At 66.6% G+C, this 22563-nt stretch carries 18 protein-coding genes; 11 read left to right on the forward strand and 7 right to left on the reverse strand.

Features of this window, described 5'->3' with window-relative positions:
- Positions 1 to 155 precede the first annotated feature (155 nt).
- The gene (locus G404_RS0111315) at positions 156 to 1244 is read left to right on the forward strand and encodes a glycosyltransferase family 4 protein (protein ID WP_028641174.1); all 1089 of its coding nucleotides are present in this window, start codon (positions 156 to 158) and stop codon (positions 1242 to 1244) included.
- 6 nt (positions 1245 to 1250) lie between these two features.
- Here the strand turns inward: G404_RS0111315 and G404_RS0111320 are convergent, their stop codons facing one another.
- The 3 genes from G404_RS0111320 to G404_RS0111330 all read right to left on the reverse strand — a co-directional run bounded on the left by G404_RS0111320 (position 1251) and on the right by G404_RS0111330 (position 3242).
- Positions 1251 to 1442, reverse strand: a complete 192-nt coding sequence (locus G404_RS0111320; protein WP_028641175.1) for a helix-turn-helix transcriptional regulator — start codon at positions 1440 to 1442, stop codon at positions 1251 to 1253.
- Complete coding sequence (locus tag G404_RS0111325; protein WP_028641176.1) at positions 1439 to 1852, reverse strand: hypothetical protein; 414 nt, start codon at positions 1850 to 1852, stop codon at positions 1439 to 1441. The genes G404_RS0111320 and G404_RS0111325 overlap by 4 nt, the downstream gene beginning before the upstream one ends.
- A gap of 235 nt (positions 1853 to 2087) precedes the next feature.
- Positions 2088 to 3242: a glycosyltransferase gene (locus G404_RS0111330; protein WP_028641177.1), complete on the reverse strand. Its 1155-nt coding sequence runs from the start codon at positions 3240 to 3242 to the stop codon at positions 2088 to 2090.
- A gap of 321 nt (positions 3243 to 3563) precedes the next feature.
- Between G404_RS0111330 and G404_RS0111340 the strand changes: the two genes are divergently transcribed.
- On the forward strand, positions 3564 to 5021 hold the full coding sequence (locus G404_RS0111340) for a phosphomannomutase (protein ID WP_084601268.1): 1458 nt from the start codon (positions 3564 to 3566) through the stop codon (positions 5019 to 5021).
- A 10-nt stretch (positions 5022 to 5031) separates the two neighbouring features.
- On the opposite strand, the gene G404_RS0111345 is transcribed toward G404_RS0111340, so the two are convergent.
- The 4 genes from G404_RS0111345 to G404_RS0111360 are packed head-to-tail and all read right to left on the reverse strand — an operon-like array spanning position 5032 to position 9549.
- Positions 5032 to 5823 carry a DeoR/GlpR family DNA-binding transcription regulator gene (locus G404_RS0111345; RefSeq protein ID WP_028641180.1) on the reverse strand — a complete coding sequence of 264 codons (792 nt, stop codon included), beginning with the start codon at positions 5821 to 5823 and terminating at the stop codon, positions 5032 to 5034.
- Positions 5824 to 5861: 38 nt separating this feature from the next.
- Complete coding sequence (gene rhaT / locus G404_RS0111350; protein ID WP_028641181.1) at positions 5862 to 6920, reverse strand: L-rhamnose/proton symporter RhaT; 1059 nt, start codon at positions 6918 to 6920, stop codon at positions 5862 to 5864.
- A gap of 17 nt (positions 6921 to 6937) precedes the next feature.
- On the reverse strand, positions 6938 to 8083 hold the full coding sequence (gene lldD, locus G404_RS0111355) for an FMN-dependent L-lactate dehydrogenase LldD (RefSeq protein ID WP_028641182.1): 1146 nt from the start codon (positions 8081 to 8083) through the stop codon (positions 6938 to 6940).
- Positions 8083 to 9549 carry an FGGY-family carbohydrate kinase gene (locus G404_RS0111360; RefSeq protein ID WP_156906285.1) on the reverse strand — a complete coding sequence of 489 codons (1467 nt, stop codon included), beginning with the start codon at positions 9547 to 9549 and terminating at the stop codon, positions 8083 to 8085. Before G404_RS0111360 ends, lldD begins: the two co-directional genes overlap by 1 nt.
- A 95-nt stretch (positions 9550 to 9644) precedes the next feature.
- Between G404_RS0111360 and G404_RS0111365 the strand changes: the two genes are divergently transcribed.
- From G404_RS0111365 to G404_RS0111405, 9 genes are all read left to right on the forward strand, one after another.
- Positions 9645 to 11768: a bifunctional rhamnulose-1-phosphate aldolase/short-chain dehydrogenase gene (locus tag G404_RS0111365; RefSeq protein ID WP_051280581.1), complete on the forward strand. Its 2124-nt coding sequence runs from the start codon at positions 9645 to 9647 to the stop codon at positions 11766 to 11768.
- 17 nt (positions 11769 to 11785) lie between these two features.
- Complete coding sequence (locus G404_RS0111370; protein ID WP_245584506.1) at positions 11786 to 12739, forward strand: alpha/beta hydrolase; 954 nt, start codon at positions 11786 to 11788, stop codon at positions 12737 to 12739.
- The gene (gene rhaI / locus G404_RS0111375; RefSeq protein ID WP_028641186.1) at positions 12736 to 14025 is read left to right on the forward strand and encodes an L-rhamnose catabolism isomerase; all 1290 of its coding nucleotides are present in this window, start codon (positions 12736 to 12738) and stop codon (positions 14023 to 14025) included. The genes G404_RS0111370 and rhaI overlap by 4 nt, the downstream gene beginning before the upstream one ends.
- A gap of 27 nt (positions 14026 to 14052) precedes the next feature.
- Positions 14053 to 17427 carry a glycosyl hydrolase gene (locus tag G404_RS0111380; RefSeq protein WP_028641187.1) on the forward strand — a complete coding sequence of 1125 codons (3375 nt, stop codon included), beginning with the start codon at positions 14053 to 14055 and terminating at the stop codon, positions 17425 to 17427.
- A gap of 15 nt (positions 17428 to 17442) precedes the next feature.
- Positions 17443 to 18333: a LysR family transcriptional regulator gene (locus tag G404_RS0111385; RefSeq protein WP_028641188.1), complete on the forward strand. Its 891-nt coding sequence runs from the start codon at positions 17443 to 17445 to the stop codon at positions 18331 to 18333.
- Between the two features lie 92 nt (positions 18334 to 18425).
- Positions 18426 to 19670: an amidohydrolase family protein gene (locus G404_RS0111390; protein WP_028641189.1), complete on the forward strand. Its 1245-nt coding sequence runs from the start codon at positions 18426 to 18428 to the stop codon at positions 19668 to 19670.
- Between the two features lie 16 nt (positions 19671 to 19686).
- The gene (locus G404_RS0111395) at positions 19687 to 21216 is read left to right on the forward strand and encodes a bifunctional 3-(3-hydroxy-phenyl)propionate/3-hydroxycinnamic acid hydroxylase (protein ID WP_028641190.1); all 1530 of its coding nucleotides are present in this window, start codon (positions 19687 to 19689) and stop codon (positions 21214 to 21216) included.
- Positions 21213 to 21641, forward strand: coding sequence for a GlcG/HbpS family heme-binding protein (locus G404_RS0111400; protein ID WP_028641191.1), 429 nt, complete (start codon positions 21213 to 21215; stop codon positions 21639 to 21641). The genes G404_RS0111395 and G404_RS0111400 overlap by 4 nt, the downstream gene beginning before the upstream one ends.
- Complete coding sequence (locus G404_RS0111405) at positions 21641 to 22561, forward strand: VOC family protein (RefSeq protein WP_028641192.1); 921 nt, start codon at positions 21641 to 21643, stop codon at positions 22559 to 22561. Before G404_RS0111400 ends, G404_RS0111405 begins: the two co-directional genes overlap by 1 nt.
- Positions 22562 to 22563 lie beyond the last annotated feature (2 nt).

Consider the following 22563-nt stretch of genomic DNA (forward strand, 5'->3'; position numbering starts at 1 on the left):
GCGCAGGCACACCGCGCGATCGGCAGACCCGGGCAATCCTCGATAATGGTCGAACTCGCGGTTGCCTGTGCTTGGGGGGGCGACAAAGATCACCGCCAGGCCGTCGATCAAAGCCATTTTGCCGATCCATGCGACGCCCAAGACAGGGATTTTTGGTGCACCCGCGCACGGTCATCATCAACGGCAGGTTTCTGCTCGGCGGCTCTACCGGGGTGCACCGCGTGGCCGAAGAATTGACGGTGCAGATCTATGCCCTGCTGCGCCAGCGCCCCGATCTGGCGGCGCGCATCGCCTTTGAGCTGTGGGTGCCGCCCGGCGCACGCGCAGGCGCCGACACGCTGGGCCTGCCCTATCGCGTGGCGGGGCGGCTCGACGGACGGGTGTGGGAACAGGTTACCCTGCCGATGATGGCGCGCGGACGCATGATCCTGAGCCTGTGCAATGTCGGGGTGATCGCGGCGAACCATGCGGTGACGATGATCCACGATGCCCAGGTGCATATCACCCCGCAAAGCTACAGCCGGCCGTTTCGCGCCTGGTACCGGTTCCAACAGGGCCTGATCGGCCATCGCCACCGCCGCATCCTGACCGTTTCGGAATTTTCGCGCGACCAACTGGCCCATTATGGTGTCGCCCCGCGCGATCGGATCGGGGTCATCCACAACGGCATCGACCATATGACCAGGGCGCGCCCCGATCCGGCGGCTCTGCACCGGCTTGGCCTGGTGCCCGGCCAATTTGTGGTGTCGCTGGCCAACACGCAGGCGCACAAGAATATCGCGATGCTGCTGCGCGCGTTTGCAGACCCTGCGCTGCGCGCGGTAACGCTGGTGTTGTTCGGATCGCACGGGGCGGATCAGTTCAACAGTTGCGGTCACGTCGTGCCGCCCAATGTGCGTTTTGCCGGTCGGATCGACGATGGGCAATTGGCCGCACTGCTTGGGGCTGCGCGGTGCCTGGCGTTTCCGTCGTGTACCGAAGGGTTCGGACTGCCTCCGCTTGAAGCGATGCACGCGGGGTGTCCTGCGCTGGTCGCCCCGGCCGGCGCCCTGCCCGAAGTGTGCGGCGATGCCGCGATCTATGCCGACCCGGGGCAGCCGGACCAGTGGGTCGAAGCGATCGTCCGGTTGGGGCATGACGACGCGCTGCGCCAACGCCTGATCGCGGCCGGACACGATCAGGCGGCGCGGTTCACCTGGGCCAAGGCGGCGCAACAGCTGATTGCGGAATTGCTCGACATCTGAATGCGATCAGTCGCGCTGAAAGATCGCCTCGATCGACAGCGCAAACAGTTCGGCGATGCGAAAGGCAAGCGGCAGCGAAGGATCGTATTTGCCGGTCTCGATCGCATTGACCGACTGACGCGACACGCCCAGCTGTTCGGCCAGGTCCTGCTGGCTCCAGTTGCGCTCTGCGCGCAGGACTTTGAGACGGTTGTTCATGCACACCCCCCGGTGCCAAGCGTTGCCTTGTTGAACATGGCGCCGCCCGCAAGGCCGACGGCCCACAGCGGAAAGACCCAGAACACCGGCAACGGCGGAACCGCGGTAAAGATTTCAAGCACGCCCCACACGCTGCAACCGGCCAGCGTCAGCGCAGTGGCAAACAGCGCCTTTCTGACTTCGAGCAGACGCAGATATTCGTCGTCAAGTTCAAGCAGCAGTCGGGCAATCGCATAGATCATGAACAGGATCGCAAGGCCCGGCACCAACGCCACCCCGATCGCCTCGGGACTGGGCGCAGCACGGTGGTGCAGGATCGTGGACGCTGCAAAGATGGCCGCGACGTAAACCACGGTCGCAAGGGCCATGCGGCGCTGATAGCTGCGAAACGCGGGATTGCGTGGAGACATGACAAGTGTCCTTTTCGTTGTGTAAACTGACCTTTACCTTTCCGTCAGGATTAGTCAAGCTTCATTTACACATTGCAAAGCGAACTTGTCACAGACCCGGCGCGCACCGGCTGTGGCTTGGCGTGCTGAACCATCTGACCTTTTGCCGCGCGTGCCCGACCTTCGCGACCGCGATGCGGGGCCCGCGTGCTGCGGGTGAGCGGCCTGTTGATCGCCAAGGGAGCGCAGTGACCGTTTATCCTGTCCGCCGGACGGCATGGGCAGCGTGGTGCCATTCGTCATCCAAGCCCAGGCCCTGCGCGACGGCCGCACGGATGCCCGCATCGAACACGTCGGGGGCGAAGCGCCGCGCATTGGCCAGCGCGGCGGCGGGGGAAAAATGGTGCAGCCAGACCTCGCAGCGTTCGACCGCTTCGATCAGCGCATCGACCGACTGTTGGTCGAAAAACAGCCCGGTTTCGCCGTCGATCACGGTTTCGCGCACACCGCCGCCGGCAAAGGCGATCACCGGGCGGCCCGACGCGTTGGCCTCAACCGGGATCAGACCGAAATCCTCTTCGGCGGGGAACACCAGCGCGCGGCACTGGGCATAGGCGCGGACCAGATCGGCAAATGCCAGCCGGGGCACGATGGTTATGTTGGGTGTGGCGCGGCGCGCAATGTGTGCGGCAAGTTCGCCGGTGCCCACCATCAACAATGGCAGACCCAGCCGCGCAAAGGCATCCACCACCAGGTCGGCGCGTTTGTAGGGGGTCATTTGCCCCACCCACAGGTACTGTTGGCCGATATCGTCGGACGCCGCAAATCGGCTGACATCGACAGGGGGGTGAACCACGCCCGCCGCGCGCGCCCAGGCCTTGCGCACGCGGCGCGCGATGAACGCACTGTTGGCCAGGACGCGGTCGGGCCGCTGGGCCGACGCATGATCCCACTGCCGCAGGCGATGAAACAGTGGCGGCATCACGGTGCGCGTCAACCAGCCGGCACGCGCCCGGTAATCGTGGAAATGATCCCACAGATAGCGCATGGGCGAATGGCAATAGCACAAGTGAAACGCATCGGGCGGGGCGATCACCCCCTTGGCCGGTCCGGCTTCGCTGCTGATCACCAGATCATAGCCACGCAAATCGAACGCTTCGAGCGCCATCGGCATCAGCGGCAGATAATGCTGATAGAGCCGCGCAGCGCCGGGCAAACGGGCAATGAACGAGGTCTGGATGCGGTGCGCACGGATCGTGCCCGACAGGCGTTCGGGGCGCACGACATGCGTAAAGATATCGGCACCGGGGTAAAGCCGCAGCAACCGTTCCAGCACACGTTCGCCACCGCGCATGCCGACCAGCCAATAATGGATGATCGCCACCCGGGGTGCGGTGGTGCGTGGGGCCATGCGCTTTGTTCCTGTCCTTGCCAGCGGTCACGGCGACATTGACGGGCAACGCGCCTGCACAAAACCGCAAGCCGGTCCGCTTTCGACCAGCAGAGGTGTCGCCTGCGGGGCGCGAACAGGGGTTTGCCGCGATACCGCGCGCGCATCTTCGCACCGTTTCCGGCGCATCTTTCGCTGGTGCGGCAGGATCGGCCGCGGAATATACGCGCACCGCCCAAATGGTCTGGCATTCGGTCCATGCTGCGGTCATAGGCGAACGCAGACAGCGCGAACGCCTGCCCGATCCATGAGGCTGTGATGACGATCACCGTACAAGACTTGATGCGTGAATGTGGCGTTGCGTTTGGCACCAGCGGCGCGCGCGGGCTGGTGTCGGCAATGACCGACCGGGTTTGCTACGGCTATACCGCAGGGTTCCTCAAGCACATGGCCGATCAGGGCGAATTTTCCGCTGGTGGCGATGTGGCGCTGGCCGGCGATCTGCGCCCCAGCAGCCCGCGCATCCTGGCCGCCTGCGCGCGCGCGGTGCGCGATATGGGCGGGGTGCCGGTGTTCTGTGGCTATGTGCCGACGCCCGCGCTGGCGCTTTATGCCTTTGGCCGGGGCATCCCGTCGCTGATGGTGACCGGCAGCCACATCCCCGCCGATCGCAACGGCATCAAATTCTACCGCTGCAAAGGCGAAGTGCTCAAAGCCGACGAAGCGGGGATGAGCGCACAAATGGTCGATCTTGATCGCGGCCAGTTCGATGCCGACGGCATGCTGGCCGTGCCCGAAGCGCTGCCCCCCGTCACCGACGCCGCCACCGCCTACAGGCAACGCTATATCGATCATTTCGGGCCGGGCGCGCTGACCGGAATGCGCATCGGCGTCTATCAGCATTCGGCCGTGGGCCGCGACATCCTGGCAACGCTGTTGCGCGAACTGGGCGCAGAGATCGAAGTGCTGGGGCGCTCCGAAGTGTTTGTGCCGGTCGATACCGAGGCGATCCGGCCCGAAGATGTGGTGCTGGCCCGCGACTGGGCGGCGCACTGCGCGCTCGATGCGATCGTATCGACCGATGGTGATTCCGACCGGCCGCTGATCGCCGACGAAACCGGCACCTGGCTGCGCGGCGATGTGCTGGGCATCCTGTGCGCCACCGGCGTTGCGGCCACCAGCGTCGTCACCCCGGTCAGCAGCAACAGCGCGGTCGAGGCATGCGGCCGGTTTGGCGCGGTGCGGCGCACGCGCATCGGATCGCCCTATGTGATCAGCGCCATGCACGACGAACTGGCCGCGGGATCGGCCTGTGTCGTGGGGTACGAGGCCAATGGCGGCTTTTTGCTGGGCAGTGCCATTGCGGGCAAGGCCGGTACCACCGTCGCGCTGCCGACCCGCGATGCGGTGCTACCGATGCTGATGGTGCTGACGGCCAACGCGCCCAGCGTATCGGCACAGCTGGCCAGCCTGCCGCAGCGTTATACCTTTTCCGACCGGATCGTGCCGTTTCCGCCAGAGGCCGGCGCCCGGCTGTTCGGGCAACTGACCGCGGGCGATGATGCTGCGCGCATTGCGCTGCAAACGCAGCTGTTCGGCGCGTTTGCCGGCGCGGCGGTCTCGGTCGACCTGACCGACGGAGTCCGTGCCCATTTTGCCGAAGGCGGCGTGATCCATCTGCGCGGATCGGGCAATGCGCCCGAATTGCGGTGCTACAGCGAAGGGTCAACCGAGGCCGAGGCGGTCGCGCTCAATGCGCAGGCATGCATTGCGGTCAAGGCGCTGATCGGGCTGGCCTGATCGGCGCGCCTTATGGCGCGATGATCAGCCGCACCCCCGCAGCCCGGACCATCGCTGCATCGGCGTCGCTGATCGCGGCATCGGTGATCAGCACGTCGACTTCGTCCAGCCCGCACACGATCGCGCCCGAGGACGAGGCGAATTTGGATGAATCGACCAGCAGGATCACCTCTTCGGCGCGATCGAGCAGGCGCCGCTCGGCCGCGACCAGGATCACGTCCTGCTGCATCACCCCGCGCGGGCCGACCGCAGCCGCGCCCATGAACAGGCGTGGCGCGTGGAACCGCGGCATCGAATCCTCGCCCGCGGGGGCCAGGATGATGTTCTGTTCACGAAACACCGTGCCCGACGGCACCAGGATGCGCGTGCCCGGTTGGGCCAGCAGGGCATCGACGATGTGCAGCGAATTGGTCAGCACCGCCAGGTCGCGCCCCCCCAGATAAGGGCACATCTGGAACGTGGTGGTGCCACCGTCGATCATCACCGCCTCGCCCGGCTGGCACAACCCCGCGGCAGCCCGGCCGATCGCGCGTTTGGCGGTGATGTTGCGCGTGATCGCCAGATCGAACGGCGTGCCGGTCAGCCGCGCGCCGCGGCCATCGCGCGCGCCCTCGTCGGCGCCATCGGCCAGCCGCGCGCCGCCGTGCACGCGCACAAGCTGCCCGGTGGATTCAAGCCGCGCCAGATCGCGGCGGATCGTCGCGGGCGACGCATCCAGCCGCGATTCCAGATCGCGATAGGTGACGAACCCGGTCGGTGACAGGGCGGCCAGGATCAATCGTTCGCGTTGGGTGGCATGCATGATGCAGTCCCTATGCCGTCACAAACGCGCAAAATCCATCATGAACCCGCGGCCAGCATATTGCCCCCGCCGATCACCACCGTGGCGGCGATCAACAGGCCGATGCCCGTCCACACCTGCGACCGGGTGCGCGCGCTGGCCTGCGCCCATTCGCCCAGCGCAAACCCCCACAATGTCGAAAACAGGATGATGCTGGCCATATGCAGCGTCCAGCTGGAAAAGCCGAACCGGCCCATCTGGCTTTCACCCATGGTGTAGAAAAAGAACTGCCCGTACCACAGCGTGCCGCCCAGCGCCGCCAGCAGCCAGTTGCGCAGCAGCGGCGCACGGGCCACGACCGGATCGTTGGTGCGTCCGAAAAACTGCCCGGCGCTGCGGTTGCGCACGATCAGGCCCGCGCACCAGATCAGATTGGTGGTCAGCCCGCCTGCCAGCACCACGCACAGCACCGGCAGACCTTGTGCCAACGGATCGGTCCCGGCCTTGAGCGCCAGATCGCGGATCGGTTGCCCGGCATCGAGCCCCCAGGCAAAACACCCCGACATCACGCCCGAAAACACCGCGATCAGCAGACCTTTGACCACGTTGAATTCACCCTGGGCGTTGCCCCCGATCTCGCGCGATTTGGCCTGGCCGGCGCGAGCGACGATGACGATCCCGACCAGCGTGACGACAATCCCCGCCAGCGTCAGCTGCCCGCTGGCGCGGCCCGCGATCGCGCCGATAGTGCCGTGAAACACCGGCGGCCCCAAAGTGCCGATCACGGTGGTCAGCCCCAGCGCGACCGCCATGCCCAGCGACAGCCCGAGATAGCGCATCGTCAAACCGAAGGTCAGCCCGCCAAAGCCCCACATCAGCCCCCAGAACCAGCACCAGAACAACGTGGCATGCGGTGTGGCGCCCAGCACGCCCAACAGATCGGGGGTGCGGACGAACGCCATGATCCACGGCGCAATCAGCCAGCTGAACAGCCCGCCTGCCAGCCAGAACACTTCCCACGACCACAACCGGATGCGTTTGTAGGGCACATAGAAACTGGCCGAGGAAAACCCGCCGATCCAGTGAAACACCACGCCGAGCGCGGGATTGGGTAGCATGGTGCGATAATCTTTCGTTATGGTTCGGCCAGTGCCGAACGGTCGATCTGGTCGATGCTGGTGAACCCGCCGAGCGCCATGGCAACGCGCAGTTCGGCGGCCAGCAGCTTCAGCATCTTGGTCACGCCTGCCTCGCCGCCGGCGCCCAGCGCCCAGACCCAGGCGCGGCCCAGCATCACCCCATGCGCACCCAGCGCCAGCATGCGCGCCACGTCCAGCCCCGAACGCACCCCGCCATCGGCCAGCACGGTCAGGCGGTGGCCCACGGCATCGGCAATCGGCGGCAAGGCGCGCGCCGACGACAGCACGCCGTCGAGCTGCCGTCCGCCATGGTTCGACACGACAATGCCGTCGACCCCCAGATCGGCGGCCTGACGGGCATCGTCGGGATCGAGGATGCCCTTGATGATCAGCGGGCCATCCCATTCGGCGCGGATGAAATCGAGATCGGCCCAGGTGATCGACGGATCGAAATTGCGCCCCATCCACGCCATGTAATCGTTAAGCCCCGACTTGCCCTTGAGCACGGGGGCGACATTGCCCAGATGGTGCGGACGTCCGAACAACCCGACATCCCAGGCCCAGCCCGGACGCGCCGCACCTTGCGCCATGCGCCGCATCTGCCCCATCAGCCCCGGTGCCCCCGCCAGGCCCGAGCGCACATCGCGATAACGGCTGCCCGGCACCGGCAGATCGACCGTGAACACCAGCGCGCTGCAACGCGCCGCGCGCGCCTGCACCAGCAGATCCTTCATGAACGCGCGGTCGCGGATCATGTACAGCTGAAACCAGAACGGACGGTCGGACGCGGCGGCGACTTCGGCAATCGGGCAGACCGACACCGTCGACAGCGTAAACGGCACCCCTGCGGCATTGGCCGCGCGCACCGCCTGCACTTCGCCGCGCCGCGCATTCATCCCGGCCAGGCCGACCGGGGCAAGCACCACCGGCAAGGCCTGCTTCACCCCGAACAGTTCGGTGGTCATGTCGATCCGCGAAATGTCGCGCAGCACGCGCTGACGCAGTGCGATTGCCTCAAGATCGGCAATATTGCGGCGCAGCGTCACCTCGGCATAGCTGCCGCCGTCGATATATTCGAACAGGAAATGCGGGGTGCGGCGGCGCGAAGCTTCGCGAAAATCGGGGATCGAGGCGACAATCATCAAACAGGCTCCTGCGCTGCGACCGCAGCGTGCCAGGCATTCCTGTACGACACGAGATCAAGGTCAAGCGGAATGACCCGTACCAGACCGCCCGGCGGGGCAAGCGCCGGATCGATCAGGCGCAAGGCCCCGAACGCCACATCGGTATCGGCATGCGGCACATGGACCGCGAGGTCGGGCCGCAGGCCGGCAAGCGCGCGCACGAACACCTCGGCATGGGCAAAACGCCCTTCCACCAGCAAAGTGCGCTGTGCGCCCACCAGACCGAGCGCGACATCGGCCACCAGCGCGGCATAGAGACAGGCGGCCGCGCGGCGTTCAAATCCGTCGTGCGGCATATTGATCCAGCCCCCGGCCCGGTCGGGAAACGGGCCGCAGCCAGGCGCCAGCGTGGGCAGGTGCATCGCACCGCGCGCCAGCACGCGCGCCGCAGCCGCGATCAGCGCGGGCTGGTCGGGGCGGATATCGACACGGCGGGTGTCGATCTCGATCAGGCTTTCGATCTCGCGCCCGCCCATGAACCGCGCCGAACGCACCGGCTGCCCGTGGCAATCGACATTGATCAGGCAATCGCGCGCTTCGGGCAGCGGTGCCGCGTCGGCGCTGGCACACATCGCAATGAACCAGGTGCCGGTGGACAGCACGGTGGCCGGCCCCGCCGCCATTTCGGCAAAGCCCCGCGCGGCATGAAGCGCCGCGTTCGAATCGTGCAGGCCGGCAAGCACGCGCACATCGGGCGAAAGGCCGGTTCGCACCGCCAGACCGGGGCGCAATGTGCCGACCACGCGGTCTGCCGGCACCACCGGCGCAAACCGCGTGTCCCACCCTTGCGCGACCGCCAGCGACGAAAAGCCGCCCATGCCGGGGTTCCACAGATCGGTGTGGCAGCCCAGGCTGGTCACTTCGCTGACCGCCACGCCCGACAACCACCAGGCCCAGTATTGCGCCCAGGGCACCAGCGTGGCGCGGGCCATGGCCGCACCATGCACCCGCTCCATCCAGAACAGCTGCGCGCCCAGGTTCAGCCCGTGGGGCAGCGCGGGCGATCCGGTCTGCGCAAACGGCGCGCGCCGCGCGCGATAGTGCGCCAGGACCGCATCGGGCAGCGCGGCCTCGTAATCGAACGGGGCAAACGCCAGCGCATCATCCACCAGCGCCGCCGCCGCCGCACCATGCCCCACGGGCACGATCGCGCCGATATTGCGATCGGCCCAGCCCGCCAGCACCTGTTCAAGCCAGCCGGCAATGCCGACCGCATCGAGCCGCGCAATCCCGTCGTGCAAGACGCGTGCATTGGGCCGGGCCTGCCGGTCAAGGCACACCCCGTCGGCCGACCACAACGACGCCTTGGCCAGCGTCTTGCCCAGATCGACAACGACCAGCGCCGCAGCCTTTGCCTCGGGGGTGGAATGGGGCGACAGGTCAATCTCTCCGGCGTTTCCGTACCATGCTGCATTAGCGAACATGATCGTTTATGATCGAATAGTATCAAATTCGATTGTCAGTGCAACGACATTTTGCTAGATCGCGGCCACATCACCACAGTCCTGCGGAGATTCCCATGCCCACCCCCACTCTCGACCATCCGGCGATGACGGCTGGCGCGATCCCGTTTGCCGTGCCGCAAAGCCGGTGGGACGCGGATCGCGCCGCGGGCCTGACCCCGGAACAGCTGTTGCTGTATCGTTCGAACCTGCTCGGATCGGACCTGACCGTCACCAATTTCGGCGGCGGCAACACTTCGGCCAAACTGTCGGGCACCGATCCGCTGACCGGACAGCCGGTCGACGTGCTGTGGGTCAAGGGATCGGGGGGCGACATCGGCTCGATGGCTCTCGACGGGTTCGCCACCTTGTACCAGGACAAGCTGCTGGCGCTGGGCGCGCATTATGCAGGGCCGGACGATGACGACACGATGGTGGGCTATCTGCCGCACTGCACCTTCAACTTGAACGGCCGTGCCGCCAGCATCGACACGCCGCTGCACGCGCTGCTGCCGTTTGCGCATGTCGACCATGTCCACCCCGATGCCATCATCGCGCTGGCTGCCTCATCGGGGGGCGAAGCGGCAACGCAGGAAATCTGGGGTGGACGGATCGGCTGGCTGCCGTGGAAGCGCCCAGGCTACACGCTGGGGGTAATGCTGCGCGATTATGTCGCCGCGCACCCGGGTGTCGAGGGCGTGATGCTGGCAGGCCACGGGATCATCTGCTGGGGCGACAGCGCGCAGGCCTGCTATGAACACACGATCGCGCTGATTGCCGATGCCGCGCGGTATCTGAATGCCAGGATGGCCGATCGGCCCGCGTTTGGCGGGCTGGTCGTTGCGCCAAACCCCGACCGCGCCGCAATTGTCACCGATCTGATGCCACGGTTGCGCGGCCTGATGACCGGCGCACGGCGCAAGCTGGGGCATTGGTCCGACGATGCCGAGGTGCTTGAATTTACCGGATCGGCGCGGTTCGAACAACTGGCGGCGCTGGGCACATCGTGCCCCGATCATTTTCTGCGCACCAAGATCGCGCCGCTGACGCTGGATCCGGCGCGCCTGGCCGACCAGGCCTACATGTCCGATCGGATCGCCGCCTATCGCGCAAGGTATGCCGCCTATTACCAGCGGTGCCGGCGCGCCGACAGCCCGGCGATGCGCGATGCCAATCCGGTGGTCGTGCTGGTGCCGGGGCTGGGCCGGATCACGTTCGCCACCGACAAGACCACCGCGCGGCTGGCGGGCGAATTCTATGGCAACGCGATCAACGTGATTCGCGGGGCCGAAGCGATCGGCGAGTATATCGCGCTCGACGAACAGGAAGCCTTCGATATTGAATACTGGCTGCTGGAAGAGGCGAAGCTGCAACGCATGCCCGCGCCCAGGGCGCAAGTCGGGCGGATCGTGCTGGTCACCGGCGGTGCGGGCGGGATCGGCGCGGCCACTGCGGCACGCTTTCTGAAAGACGGCGCCTGCGTGGTGCTGGCCGACCGCGACGGCGATGCGCTGGAAACCGTGCGCGCCGGCTTTGCGCGGCAGTTCGGCACGGACGTGGTGCGTGCAGCGGTGTGCGATGTGACCAGCGAAGACCAGGTCAGGGCTGCGTTCGATCTGGCCGCGCGCGAATTCGGCGGGCTGGATGTGCTGGTGGCCAATGCCGGCATCGCCTCGTCGGCCGCGATTGAAGACACCACCGTGGCCTTGTGGCGCAGGAATTATGACGTGCTGGCCGAAGGCTATTTTCTGACCGCCCGCGGGGCCTGGCCCCTGCTCAAGGCGATGAAAGACCAGGGCGGCAGCGCCATCGTGTTCATCGGTTCGAAAAACGGCGTGGCGGCGGCCGCGGGCGCCTCGGCCTATGCCAGCGCCAAGGCGGCGGCCAACCACCTGGCGCGGTGCCTGGCGCTCGAAGGCGCGCCGCACGGCATTCGCGTCAATGTCGTCAACCCCGATGCGGTGATTCGCGGCAGTCGGATCTGGGACGGCGACTGGCGCAAGGAACGCGCCGGCACCCACGGCATCGACCCGGGCGCCGAACTGGAAGAGCATTACCGCAACCGTTCGCTGCTCAAACGCGATGTCCTGCCCGACGACATTGCCGAAGCATGCTATTTTCTGGGATCGGATGCGTCGGCCAAATCGACCGGCAACATGATCAATGTCGATGCGGGCAATTTGCAGGCGTTTACACGCTGACAACACGGCGGAAGAGGATGATGATGATGCGCCGATACCATCGCCGGATGGCGGGATCGATTGCAGGATTGCTGGCCGTGGCCATGACAGGCGCGGGCCACGCGCAACCCGCCGACATGCCGGTGCCTGTCGCCGCCAGCGCACCGGCCGAACCCGATGCCATCGCGCTTTACGGCGACAAGACGCCGGGCAGTACGGCGGGCGAAAACTGGTCGTTGTATTTCGGCCGCGATTACAACGTGCGCAACGTCACCCGGCCCACGCTGACCCCGGTCCTGCCCGATCCGGCCAGGGCCACCGGGGCGGCGGTGATCGTGGCCCCGGGCGGCGCGTTCATGGGCCTGTCGATGAGCCATGAAGGCTGGCAGGTGGCGCATGCGCTGGCCGATCGCGGCATTGCGGCGTTTGTGCTCAAATACCGGCTGTTGCCGACCCCGCCCGATGAAGCCGCAGCGGGCGCCTATATCTGGCAGAAATTGTTGGCGGGACTGCCCGATCCCGACAAGATGCCGACGCTGACCGACCCGGCGGCGACTGAAGACGGCCTTGCCGCGATTGCGCTGGTGCGCGCCCGCGCGACCCAGTGGGGCGTGGACCCGGCGCGTATCGGCATGATCGGGTTTTCGGCCGGCGCCATGACCGCGCTGGCCACCGTTCAGGCTGCAAAACCCGGCCAGGGCCCGGCGTTCTTTGGCTATATCTATGGCCCGCAGGCACATATCGACGTGCCTGCCGCCGCTCCGCCGATGTTTGATGCCATCGCGCTCGACGATCCGCTGTTTCCGCACCGCGGTTTTCCCATTGCCGAAGCCTGGCTGGCGGCAAAGCGACCGGTCGAAATCCACGGGTATCAAAAGGGCAGCCATGGCTTTGGCCTGGGTGTGCCCGGCACAACCACCACCCTGGTGCTCGACGAATTCATTGCCTGGCTTGGCATGCAAGGGTTTCTGGCGCGAAAGGTTGCCCCATGACTTTGCCGATTTCCGCAGATCTGATTGCCGAACACAATCACGCGGGCCTCGCTGCGCTCGAAGATGACTATGGCTCGCTGGGGCGCAAGCTGGCGCGCGCCGGGATCGACATCGACGCGATAACGGCACGCGTCGCCAAATTCAGCGTGGCCGTGCCCAGCTGGGGTGCAGGACGCGGCGGCACGCGCTTTGCCAAATTCCCGATTCCCGGAGAGCCGACCACTATCCATGAAAAGCTGGAAGATTGCGCAGTGATCAACCAGCTTGGCCGCAGCACCCCGCGCGTATCCCCGCATTTCCCGTGGGACAAAGTCCGCGACTACAAGGCCTTGCGCGAAGAGGCCGCCGCATTGGGGCTTGGCTGGGACGCGGTCAATTCCAACACGTTTCAGGATCAGGTCGGCCAGGCACACAGTTATGCCAATGGATCGCTGTCGGCACAGGATGCCGCAACGCGCCAGCAGGCGGTCGATCACAACATCGAATGCATCGAAATCGGGCGCCAGCTGGGCTCGACCGATCTGACCGTGTGGGTCGGCGACGGCACCAATTTTCCGGGGCAGCAGGATTTCGCGCGCAGCCTCGATCGTTATCTCGATGGCGCGGCGCAGATCCATGCCGCGCTGCCCGATGGCTGGCGCATGCTGCTGGAACACAAGATGTTCGAGCCGGCGTTCTATTCCACGGTCATATCGGACTGGGGTTCGTCGATCCTGGCCGCGCAGGAACTGGGGCCAAAGGCGAAATGCCTGGTCGATCTGGGCCACCATGCGCCCAATGTGAATATCGAACAGATCGTGGCGCGGCTGCACCGCTTTGGCAAACTGGGCGGGTTCCACTTCAACGACAGCAAGTACGGCGATGACGACCTCGATTCGGGTTCGATCAATCCGCACCAGCTGTTCCTGGTGTTCAACGAACTGATCGAGGCCGAACAGAACCCGCGCGACGGGTTCAACCCCAGCTATATGATCGACCAGTCGCACAATGTGACCGACCCGATCGAATCGATGCTGTCGAGCGCCGAAGCGATTGCCCAGTGCTATGCCAAGGCCAGCCTGGTCGACCGGGCGGCCCTGCACCATGCGCAGGAAACCAATGACACGATGATGGCGTTTCAGGCGCTGCGCCGTGCCTATACCATCGATGTTGCGCCGATCCTGGCGCGCGCGCGCGTCGAGGCCGGCGGCGCGATCGACCCGATCGCGGCCTATCGCCGCAGCCAGTACCGCGCGCGCAAGGCGCAGGAACGCAAGGCGGTCGGATTGGGCGCCGGAATAGTCTGACAAAAAACAAGAATACCGGAGAGTGCCATGACCCGTCGCCTGAAACTCGCCCTGCTTGCCGCGTGCGCGCTGCTGCCCCTTGCCCCCGCACGCGCCGACGATCTGGCCGACCAGTTCCGCGATCCGCCCAACAGCGCGCGTCCGCGCGTGTGGTGGCACTGGATGAACGGCAATATCACCAAGGACGGCATCGCCAAGGATCTGGCGTGGATGCAGGCGGTGGGCATCGGCGGCGTTCACGTGTTCGATGTCAACCTGATGACCCCGCAGATCGTGGACAAGCGGCTGGTCTATATGACCCCCGAATGGAAGGACGCGTTCCGCTTTGCCGTAGCCGAGGCCGACCGCCGCGGCATGGAACTGGCAGTGGCCTCGTCCCCCGGGTGGAGCGAAACCGGCGGCCCGTGGGTGCCGCCCGCCGACGCGCTGAAGAAACTGGTGTGGAGCCAAGTGCGCCTGGCCCCCGGGCAGCGCGCCAGCGAACCCCTGCCCATGCCACCGGGTCTGACCGGTCCGTTCCAGTCGTTGTCAAAACAGCTGGGCATCGATGACCTCGCATCGGGCAGCAAGCCGGTTGACGCGCCCCGGTTCTATGGCGATGTGGCTGTGCTTGCGGTGCCGACGCACGACATTGCGCTGATGCTGCCGACGGCCACGACCGGTGCAGGCCTTGCGCTCGATCCTGCGACTTTGGCAGGGGGCAAGCTCGATCAGACCGTCGCGGTACCGCGCCCCGTCGATGGCAGCCCCGCCACCGTGATCCTGTCGTGGCCGGCCGCACAGACCGTGCGGTCTGCCCAGGTGTTCATCGGTCACTCCAGCGCGATGTTTTTCGGCACGGTGGTCGCGCCGGTGATCGAGGCAAGCGACGATGGCCAGACCTGGCGCCATGTCGCCGATGTCCCCGCGGCCGATGTGCCGACAACGGTAAGCTTTGCCCCGATTACCGCGCGCCGGTTCCGCCTGGTGCTGCACCCCAAGGCGGGCATGGGCAGCAATATGGGCGCCCCGGCGCCGGGCATCGTTGTGCCGGACATGTTTGGCGCGGCGCTTGGCAGTGCCGATGCTGCATGGGATGTGCGCCAGTTCCGGCTCGATGCCGCGCCTGCTGTCGACCGGTTTGAAACCAAGGCCGGCTTTGCGCTGAGCATGGACTATTACGCGCTGGGCGATCCGGGCGATGGCGCAACGGGGGCCAAGCCGGCCGACGTGGTCGATCTGACGGCAAAACTCGGCGCCGACGGCAAACTTGACTGGACCGCGCCGGCCTTGCCGGCAGGGTGGTCCTGGCGCGTCATCCGGCTGGGTCATTCGCTGCTAGGCACGACCAATCACCCCGCCGCTGCCGAAGCCACCGGGCTGGAGGTCGACAAGTTCGATGCCCCGGCGGTCGAACGCTATATCACGCATTACCTCGGCATGATGCGCGATGCCGCGGGGCCGGGCATGCTGGGCGCGCACGGCGTGACCGCGCTGCTCAACGATTCGATCGAAGTCGGCGCGGCCAACTGGACGCCGCAGATGCTGTCGGCGTTCCGCGAACGGCGCGGCTATGATGCGACACCGTGGCTGCCCGCGCTGACCGGCGTGCTGATCGGATCGCGCGCCGATACCGACCGGTTCCTGTTCGACTGGCGGCGCACTTTGGCCGATCTGATGGCATCGGCGCATTACGGCACGATTGCGCGCGTGGCGCACGCCAATGGGCTGACGCTTTATGGCGAAGCGCTGGAAGACAAGCGGCCTTCGCTGGGCGATGACATGGCCATGCGATCCCACACCGACGTGCCGATGGCGGCGCTGTGGACATATCCCCAAGGTGCTGCGCCCAACCCCAGCTATATTGCCGACATGCGCGGCGCGGCGAGCGTGGCGCATATCTACGGGCAGAACCTGGTCGCGGCCGAATCGATGACTTCGGCGCTCAGCTATTGGGCCGACAGCCCGCGCACGCTGAAACACGTGATCGACACCGAATTCCTGGCCGGGGTAAACCGCCCGGTGGTGCACGAAAGCGCGCACCAGCCTGTCGATGACAAGCAACCCGGCCTTTCGCTGATGATCTTTGGCCAGTTCTTCAACCGGCACGAAGCCTGGGCGCCGCTGGCCAGGGCCTGGGTCGATTACCTGTCGCGCAATGCGCTGATGCTGCAACAGGGCCACTTTGTTGCCGATCTTGGCTATTTCTATGGCGAAGAGGCGCCGCTGACCGGGCTTTATGGCCTGACCCCGGTGGCCGACGCGCCCAAGTCGCATGGCTATGATTTCGTCAACGCCGATGCGCTGCTGCATGTGCTGAAGGTGGATGGCGATACCCTGACCAGCCCGGGCGGTGCGCGCTATCGTGCGCTGTATCTGGGGGGCAGCAGCGCACACATGTCGCTGACCGTGCTCGAACGGATCGCGGCGCTGACCGAACAGGGTGCGCAGATCATCGGCCACCCGCCGATCGGCGATCCGGGCCTGGCCGGGGCCGATGCGGCGCGTTATGCCGCGCTGGTGGCACGGCTGTGGCCGCGCGGCGATGCCGCGGGTGCGATTGCAACGGTTGGTGCAGGCCGCGTTGTGGTGGCCGCCGACGCCGATGCAGGGCTGGCCGCGCTGGGCGTCGCGCCCGACTTTTCGGTCAAGGCCGGGGCCGATGTAGGCTTTGTCCACCGCCACTGGGACGGCGGCGACGATTGGTTCGTGGTCAACCACAAGCAGCAGGCACAACGGGTCGACCTGCGTTTGCGGATCACTGGAAAAGCGCCCGAGCTTTGGCATGCCGAAACCGGCAAGACCGAAAATGCAAGCTACGACGTGTTGCGGGGCGAAACGATCATTCCGCTGACCTTGGCGGGCGAGGAATCGGTGCATGTCGTGTTCCGCAAGAAAACCGACGCCATCCTCGTCGTGGCATCAGAGCCGCAGACCCGGATTGTGGATCACCTTGATGGCGCATGGTCGGTGGCGTTTCAGCCGGGCCGTGGCGCGCCGGCCACAGCGACGCTTGCGCCGCTGGCCCCGCTCGACGCCAATGCCGATTTCGGGATCAGCCATTTTGCCGGCGTGGCAACCTACCACCACAACCTGGTCACGCCGCGCGGGTGGAAGCCGGGGCAGCCATTGTATCTGAACCTGGGCGATCTGCGCGAAATGGCCGAAGTCAGCGTGAACGGCCAGGAGGTCGGCACTGTCTGGCATGCGCCGTACCGCCTGGATGTGGGCGCGGCGCTGCATCCCGGCGTCAATGCGCTGGCGGTCAAAGTGGCAACGTTGTGGGTCAACCGGTTGATCGGCGATGCCGTGCCCGGGGCAACCAAAGTGGCGTGGACGGCGCTGCCCACCTATCGCGCCGATGCCCCGCTGCGGCGGGCCGGGCTGATCGGCCCGGTGACGCTGGAGGCGGCCGGCAAATAGCGCTACACACCGGCGATGATCGACCCCCGCGCCTTGCGCATGTTTCATGAAGTCTGCGCCGCCGGCTCGATCAGCGGCGCGGCGCGCGCACTGAACATTTCGCAGCCTTCGGTGTCGGCCGCGATTGCCGGGCTGGAAATGCGGCTGGGCACGGTGCTGTTCGAACGCACGCGCGCCGGCGTGGTGCTGACCCCTGCCGGAGAGGCACTGCACGTGCGCGCGCAGATGCTCGATCACCTGCTGCGCGATGCCGAGGCCGATGTGGCCGCCGCGCGCGATGGCGGGGTCGGCGCGCTGCGCGTGGGCGGCACGCCCGGTGCGCTGGTCAGCCTGCTGCCGGTCGGGATTGCCGCGCTCGACCGCGAAATTGCGCACCTGTCGCTGTCGCTGATCGTGCGGTCCGACAGCGAACTGGCCGAAATGCTGCGCACCGGGGAAATCGAACTGGCGTTTGTGACCACCGCGATCGAGGCACCGCCGTCCGACATTGCCGAACGCACCTTGCGCCAGGACCCGTTTGCGCTGCTGGTGGCGGCGGATCATCCCCTGCCCGACACACCGATATCGCTGCGCCAGATCGACGGGCTGCGCTGGGTCCTGCCCGAAGCCGAGGGTGGCTTTCGCCGGCAGATCGAGGCGCTGTTCCTGGCCACAGGCGTCAGCATTCCGCGCGATGTGGTGCGCTGTGATTCCCTTCTGGCGATGAAGGCAATCGTGCGCGAAAGCCTGCGCGTGACGATCCTGCCGATCCATGTCGCGGCCAGCGAATTGCACGACGGTGCGTTGCGCGCCATTCCGCTGGCCGAATCCGCCACCAACCGGTCGGTCGGTGTGCACTGGTACCGCCCGCGTGGCCTGTCGCCACTGGCCAGCCGGCTGCTCGATGTGATCGATCAACATCCATAGGTCCAGCCTATGGCAAGCGTAAAATCGCATATTTTACGCGATAGCTGAATCGGGCGTATCATGCCCCCAACAACCACTGGGGAGAGGTGCGCGTGACCACGCTGTTCACCAACGTGCAGATTTTTGACGGCACTGCCCAGGCGACACGCGCGGGCAGCGTGCTGGTCGATGGCGAAACCATCGCGCGCATCGCCTATGCCCCTGAAACCATTGTGCCCGATCACGCGACCCGGGTGATCGATGGGGCGGGCCGCACGCTGATGCCCGGCATGGTCGAGGCGCACACGCACCTGACCTGGGCCTCGTCGGTCGAAAAGATCTATCATGCGTTCATCCTGCCCCCCGACGAGCTCGAGATTGCCGCCACGCGCAACGCGCGCGTGCTGCTCGACCATGGTTTTACCAGCCTGTGGTCGGCCGGTGCGCTGGGTGACGGCATCGAACCGCGGCTTGCAGCGCGGATTGCCGCGGGCGAAACCCCGGGCGGCCGGCTGATCCCGTCCACCCTCGAACGCAGCCCCGAGGGCGATGACGGTGTCGATACCGGCGATGTCTTCAACGGCCGCGGGCCCGAAGCGATGCGCGCGTTCATGGCCTATTGCGCGGCGCAGGGGGTCAAGGCGGTCAAGCTGGTGATTTCGGGCGAATCCGCGCTGAAGCCGCGCAGCCACACCCAGATCCTGTATACGCCCGAGGAAATGGACGCCGCGCGCGAAGCGGCGCAGGCGCATGGCCTGGCGATATCCTGCCATGCCTATACCGACGAAGCGGTCGACCTTGCACTGCGTGCAGGCGCGCGGATCATCTATCACGCCAGCTATATCAGCGATGCCATGGTCGCGCGTCTGGCCGCGCTGAAGGACAGCGTGTTCTACGGCCCCGGCTGCGGCGTGTCGGTCGCAGCGCTCGAGGCGAGCCCGCCGCCGCATATCGACATGAGCGCCATGAAGGCCTCGGCCGCCGAGCGGATGGATCTGGAACGCGTGCTGGTGCCAAAGCTGAAGGCCGCCGGCGTGCGCGTGCTGATCGGCGGCGACTATGGCTTTCCGTTCAATCCCAACGGCCGCAACGCACGCGACCTGGCGCATTTTGTCGACCATTTCGGCTTTTCCCCGGTCGAGGCGCTGGCCGCGGCCACGGGCCTGGGCGGCGCATTGACCGGCCAGCGCGTCGGCCAGCTGCGCGAAGGCTGGCTGGCCGATCTGCTGCTGGTCGATGGCGATCCCACCGCCGACGTGGCGATCCTGCAGGACGCCAACCGGCTGAGCGCGATCATGCTGGGGGGCGTGTTTCACAAGCTGACGCTGCCCGCCGCCACCCCTGCCACAACCCATTGAGGTCAGACCCTTTTCCATGTCGCTAACCAGCACATTTGACGTTGCGATCGTGGGCTGTGGCCCGGTCGGTGCGCTGGCCGCGTGCCTGCTGGGCCGCGCAGGGCTGTCGGTGGTCGTGCTGGAACAGGAACGCGTGCATTATCCGTTGCCGCGCGCGGTGCACCTTGATCACGAGATGGTCCGGCTGTTCCAAAGCGCCGGCCTGGCCGATCGCATCGTGCCCGATATGGTCGATACCGACGGGCATCTGCATGTCGGTGCGCGCGGGCAGGCGATCCGCTATATGGGCACGGTCGGGCTGGCGCGGCCGTTCGGGTGGTCCAACGACTGGTTCTTTTATCAACCCGAGCTCGAAGCACACTTGCGCGCGGGTTTTGCCGCAATGCCCAATGTATCGCTGCGGCTGGGCGCCGAATTTGCCGGGGTGACGCAGGACGAAACGCAGGTCACGCTGCGCTACAGCCAGGACGGGGCGGACCATGGCGTTACCGCACGCTGGCTGATCGCCTGCGACGGATCGCGCAGCCCGGTGCGCAAGGCGCTCGACATTGCGCTCGACGATCTCGGGTTCGAAGAACCCTGGCTGGTGGTCGATGCGCACGTCGACGGCCCGGTGGCCTTTCCCCCGATTGCCGGCGTTCCGCCCGAGGCCGATCTGCAAAGGCTGTCGGTGATGATGTGCGATCCGGCGCGACCCGCCACGGTCGTGCCCGGACGCGGCCAGCATCGCCGCTGGGAACTGATGCTGCTGCCCGGCGAAGACGATGCGGCCATGTCCGCCCCGGAAGCGGTGGCCGAACTGGTGCGCCCGTGGATCGGCGAGGTGCCGCATACCGTGATCCGTTCGGCCACGTATCGTTTTCACGGCCTGGTCGCGCATCGCTGGCAGGCGGGCCGCGTGTTTCTGGCGGGCGATGCCGCGCACCAGACCCCGCCGTTTTTTGGTCAGGGCATGTGCCATGGCCTGCGCGATGTGGCCAACCTGGCGTGGAAAATGGCCGCGGTGGTGCACGAAGGCGCCGATCCGGCGATCCTCGACACCTATCAGGCCGAACGCGATCCGCATGTGCGTGCGGTGATCGGCGCGGCGGTCGCGGCCGGGCGCTATATCTGCGAGCTTGATGCCGAACGCGCCGCGGCACGCGATGCCGAAATGGTGGCACGCGCCGCTGCGCAGACCGGCACGCATCAGACCGCGGCCGACCTGATCCCGCCGATCGGCGCGGGCATGATCCTGGCGGGCAGCACGGGCGCAGGCGAACGGTTTGTCCAGCCGGTGCTGGGCTGCGGGCGCAAGCTGGACGATTGTGCCGGGCAAGGCTGGCGGCTGTTTGCGCGTGGCGCCGTACCGGGTGCCGCCGCCGTTACGACGATCGACATCGACACCATCGACGATGGCGGCGCGCTGGCGCAATGGCTGAACGATCGCGGCGCGCCTGCGGTGCTGGTGCGCCCCGATCATTATGTGTTCGGCACGGGCATGCCGGCCGCGCTGATTGCGGCACGCGCCGCCAGCCTGGGCCTGGTCGCCGAGGCGGCGGCATGATCGGGCTCGACCACGCACACGCAATTATCGCGGGCACGCTGGCGCATGCCCGCAGCGCGGCGTTGAAACCGCTTGGGGTGGTGGTGCTCGACAGCGGCGGGCACCTGATCGCCTTTGCCCGCCAGGACGGGGCCAGCTTTGGCCGGTTTGGCGTGGCCCGGGCCAAGGCGCACGGCGCGCTGGCGCTGGGCGACGACACCGCCGTGCTGGCCGAGCGCGCCAGAGCCAACCCGGTGTTTTTTGCCAGCCTGTCGGGCGCGCTTGACGGACAACTGGCGCTTTCGCCCGGCGGCGTGCTGGTGCGCGACGCCCACGGCGCTATTGTCGGTGCGGTCGGCGTGTCGGGCGATGCCGGACCCGCCGATGCCCTGGCCGCCGCGGCCGGCATCGTGGCCGCAGGCTTTGCAACCGGAGCGGCAGCATGATGGACCTGCGCAGCATCGAACTGGCTCTGCCCGGTGCCGAACAGGCGCATCGCTGGATGATCGACGTCTGGGGCTGCGCCGATGCCGGACGCATCGGCGAAACCTGGTATCTGCGCGGCAGCGGCAGCCATCCTTATCTGATGGCGCTGGCCGACCATGCCGACCGCTTTGTGCGTTCGACCACGTTTGTCTGTTCGCCCGACCGGCTGGAACAGGTGGCCCAGGCCGCCGCGGCGCATGGCCTGGCCGCAGCGCCCTGCACCGCGTCCGACCCGGGCGGCGGCAGCGGGATCGTGGTCGAACTGGCCGAAGGCGAAATCCTGCGGTTTTTGACCGGCGCGCAGACCGTGGCGCCGATCGCGGGCCATGCCAGGGCCAGCCGCCGGGTCATGCCGGTAAAACTGACCCACGTGGTGTTCAACGCCGCCGATGCCGAAGCCAGCGGCACACTGGCCGAACAGGTGCTGGGCTTTACCGTGTCCGACCGGACCCGGGGCATGGTGTTCGTCCGCTGCAACACGTCGCACCATTCGACCGCCTTTGCGCGCAGCGGCTTTTCCAGCCTGAACCATGTCGCGTTTGAAATGGACGACCTTGACGCGGTGATGCGCGGGATCGGCAACATGCGCGACCATGGCTTTGCCACCGCCTGGGGCCCCGGCCGACACGGGCCCGGCGACAATGTCTATGCCTATTATATCGCCCCGTTCGGCCCGGTGATCGAATATTCGACCGCGGTCGAAAAGGTGCCCGACGATTATCGCGCGGGCGCGCCCGATGACTGGACCTGGCCCGAACGGCGCATCGACCAGTGGGGTATTTCCGACAAGGACCTTAACGCGCTACGCGTGGCGGAAGAAACCTTCCGTTTCCGCCGGGAATGGGCAAGCGCCCCGGTCCCCTTGTCATCTGGAGTTTGACG

Origin of the sequence: Novosphingobium acidiphilum DSM 19966 (genome assembly GCF_000429005.1) — a bacterium.
GTDB classification, from domain to species: Bacteria; Pseudomonadota; Alphaproteobacteria; order Sphingomonadales; family Sphingomonadaceae; genus Novosphingobium; species Novosphingobium acidiphilum.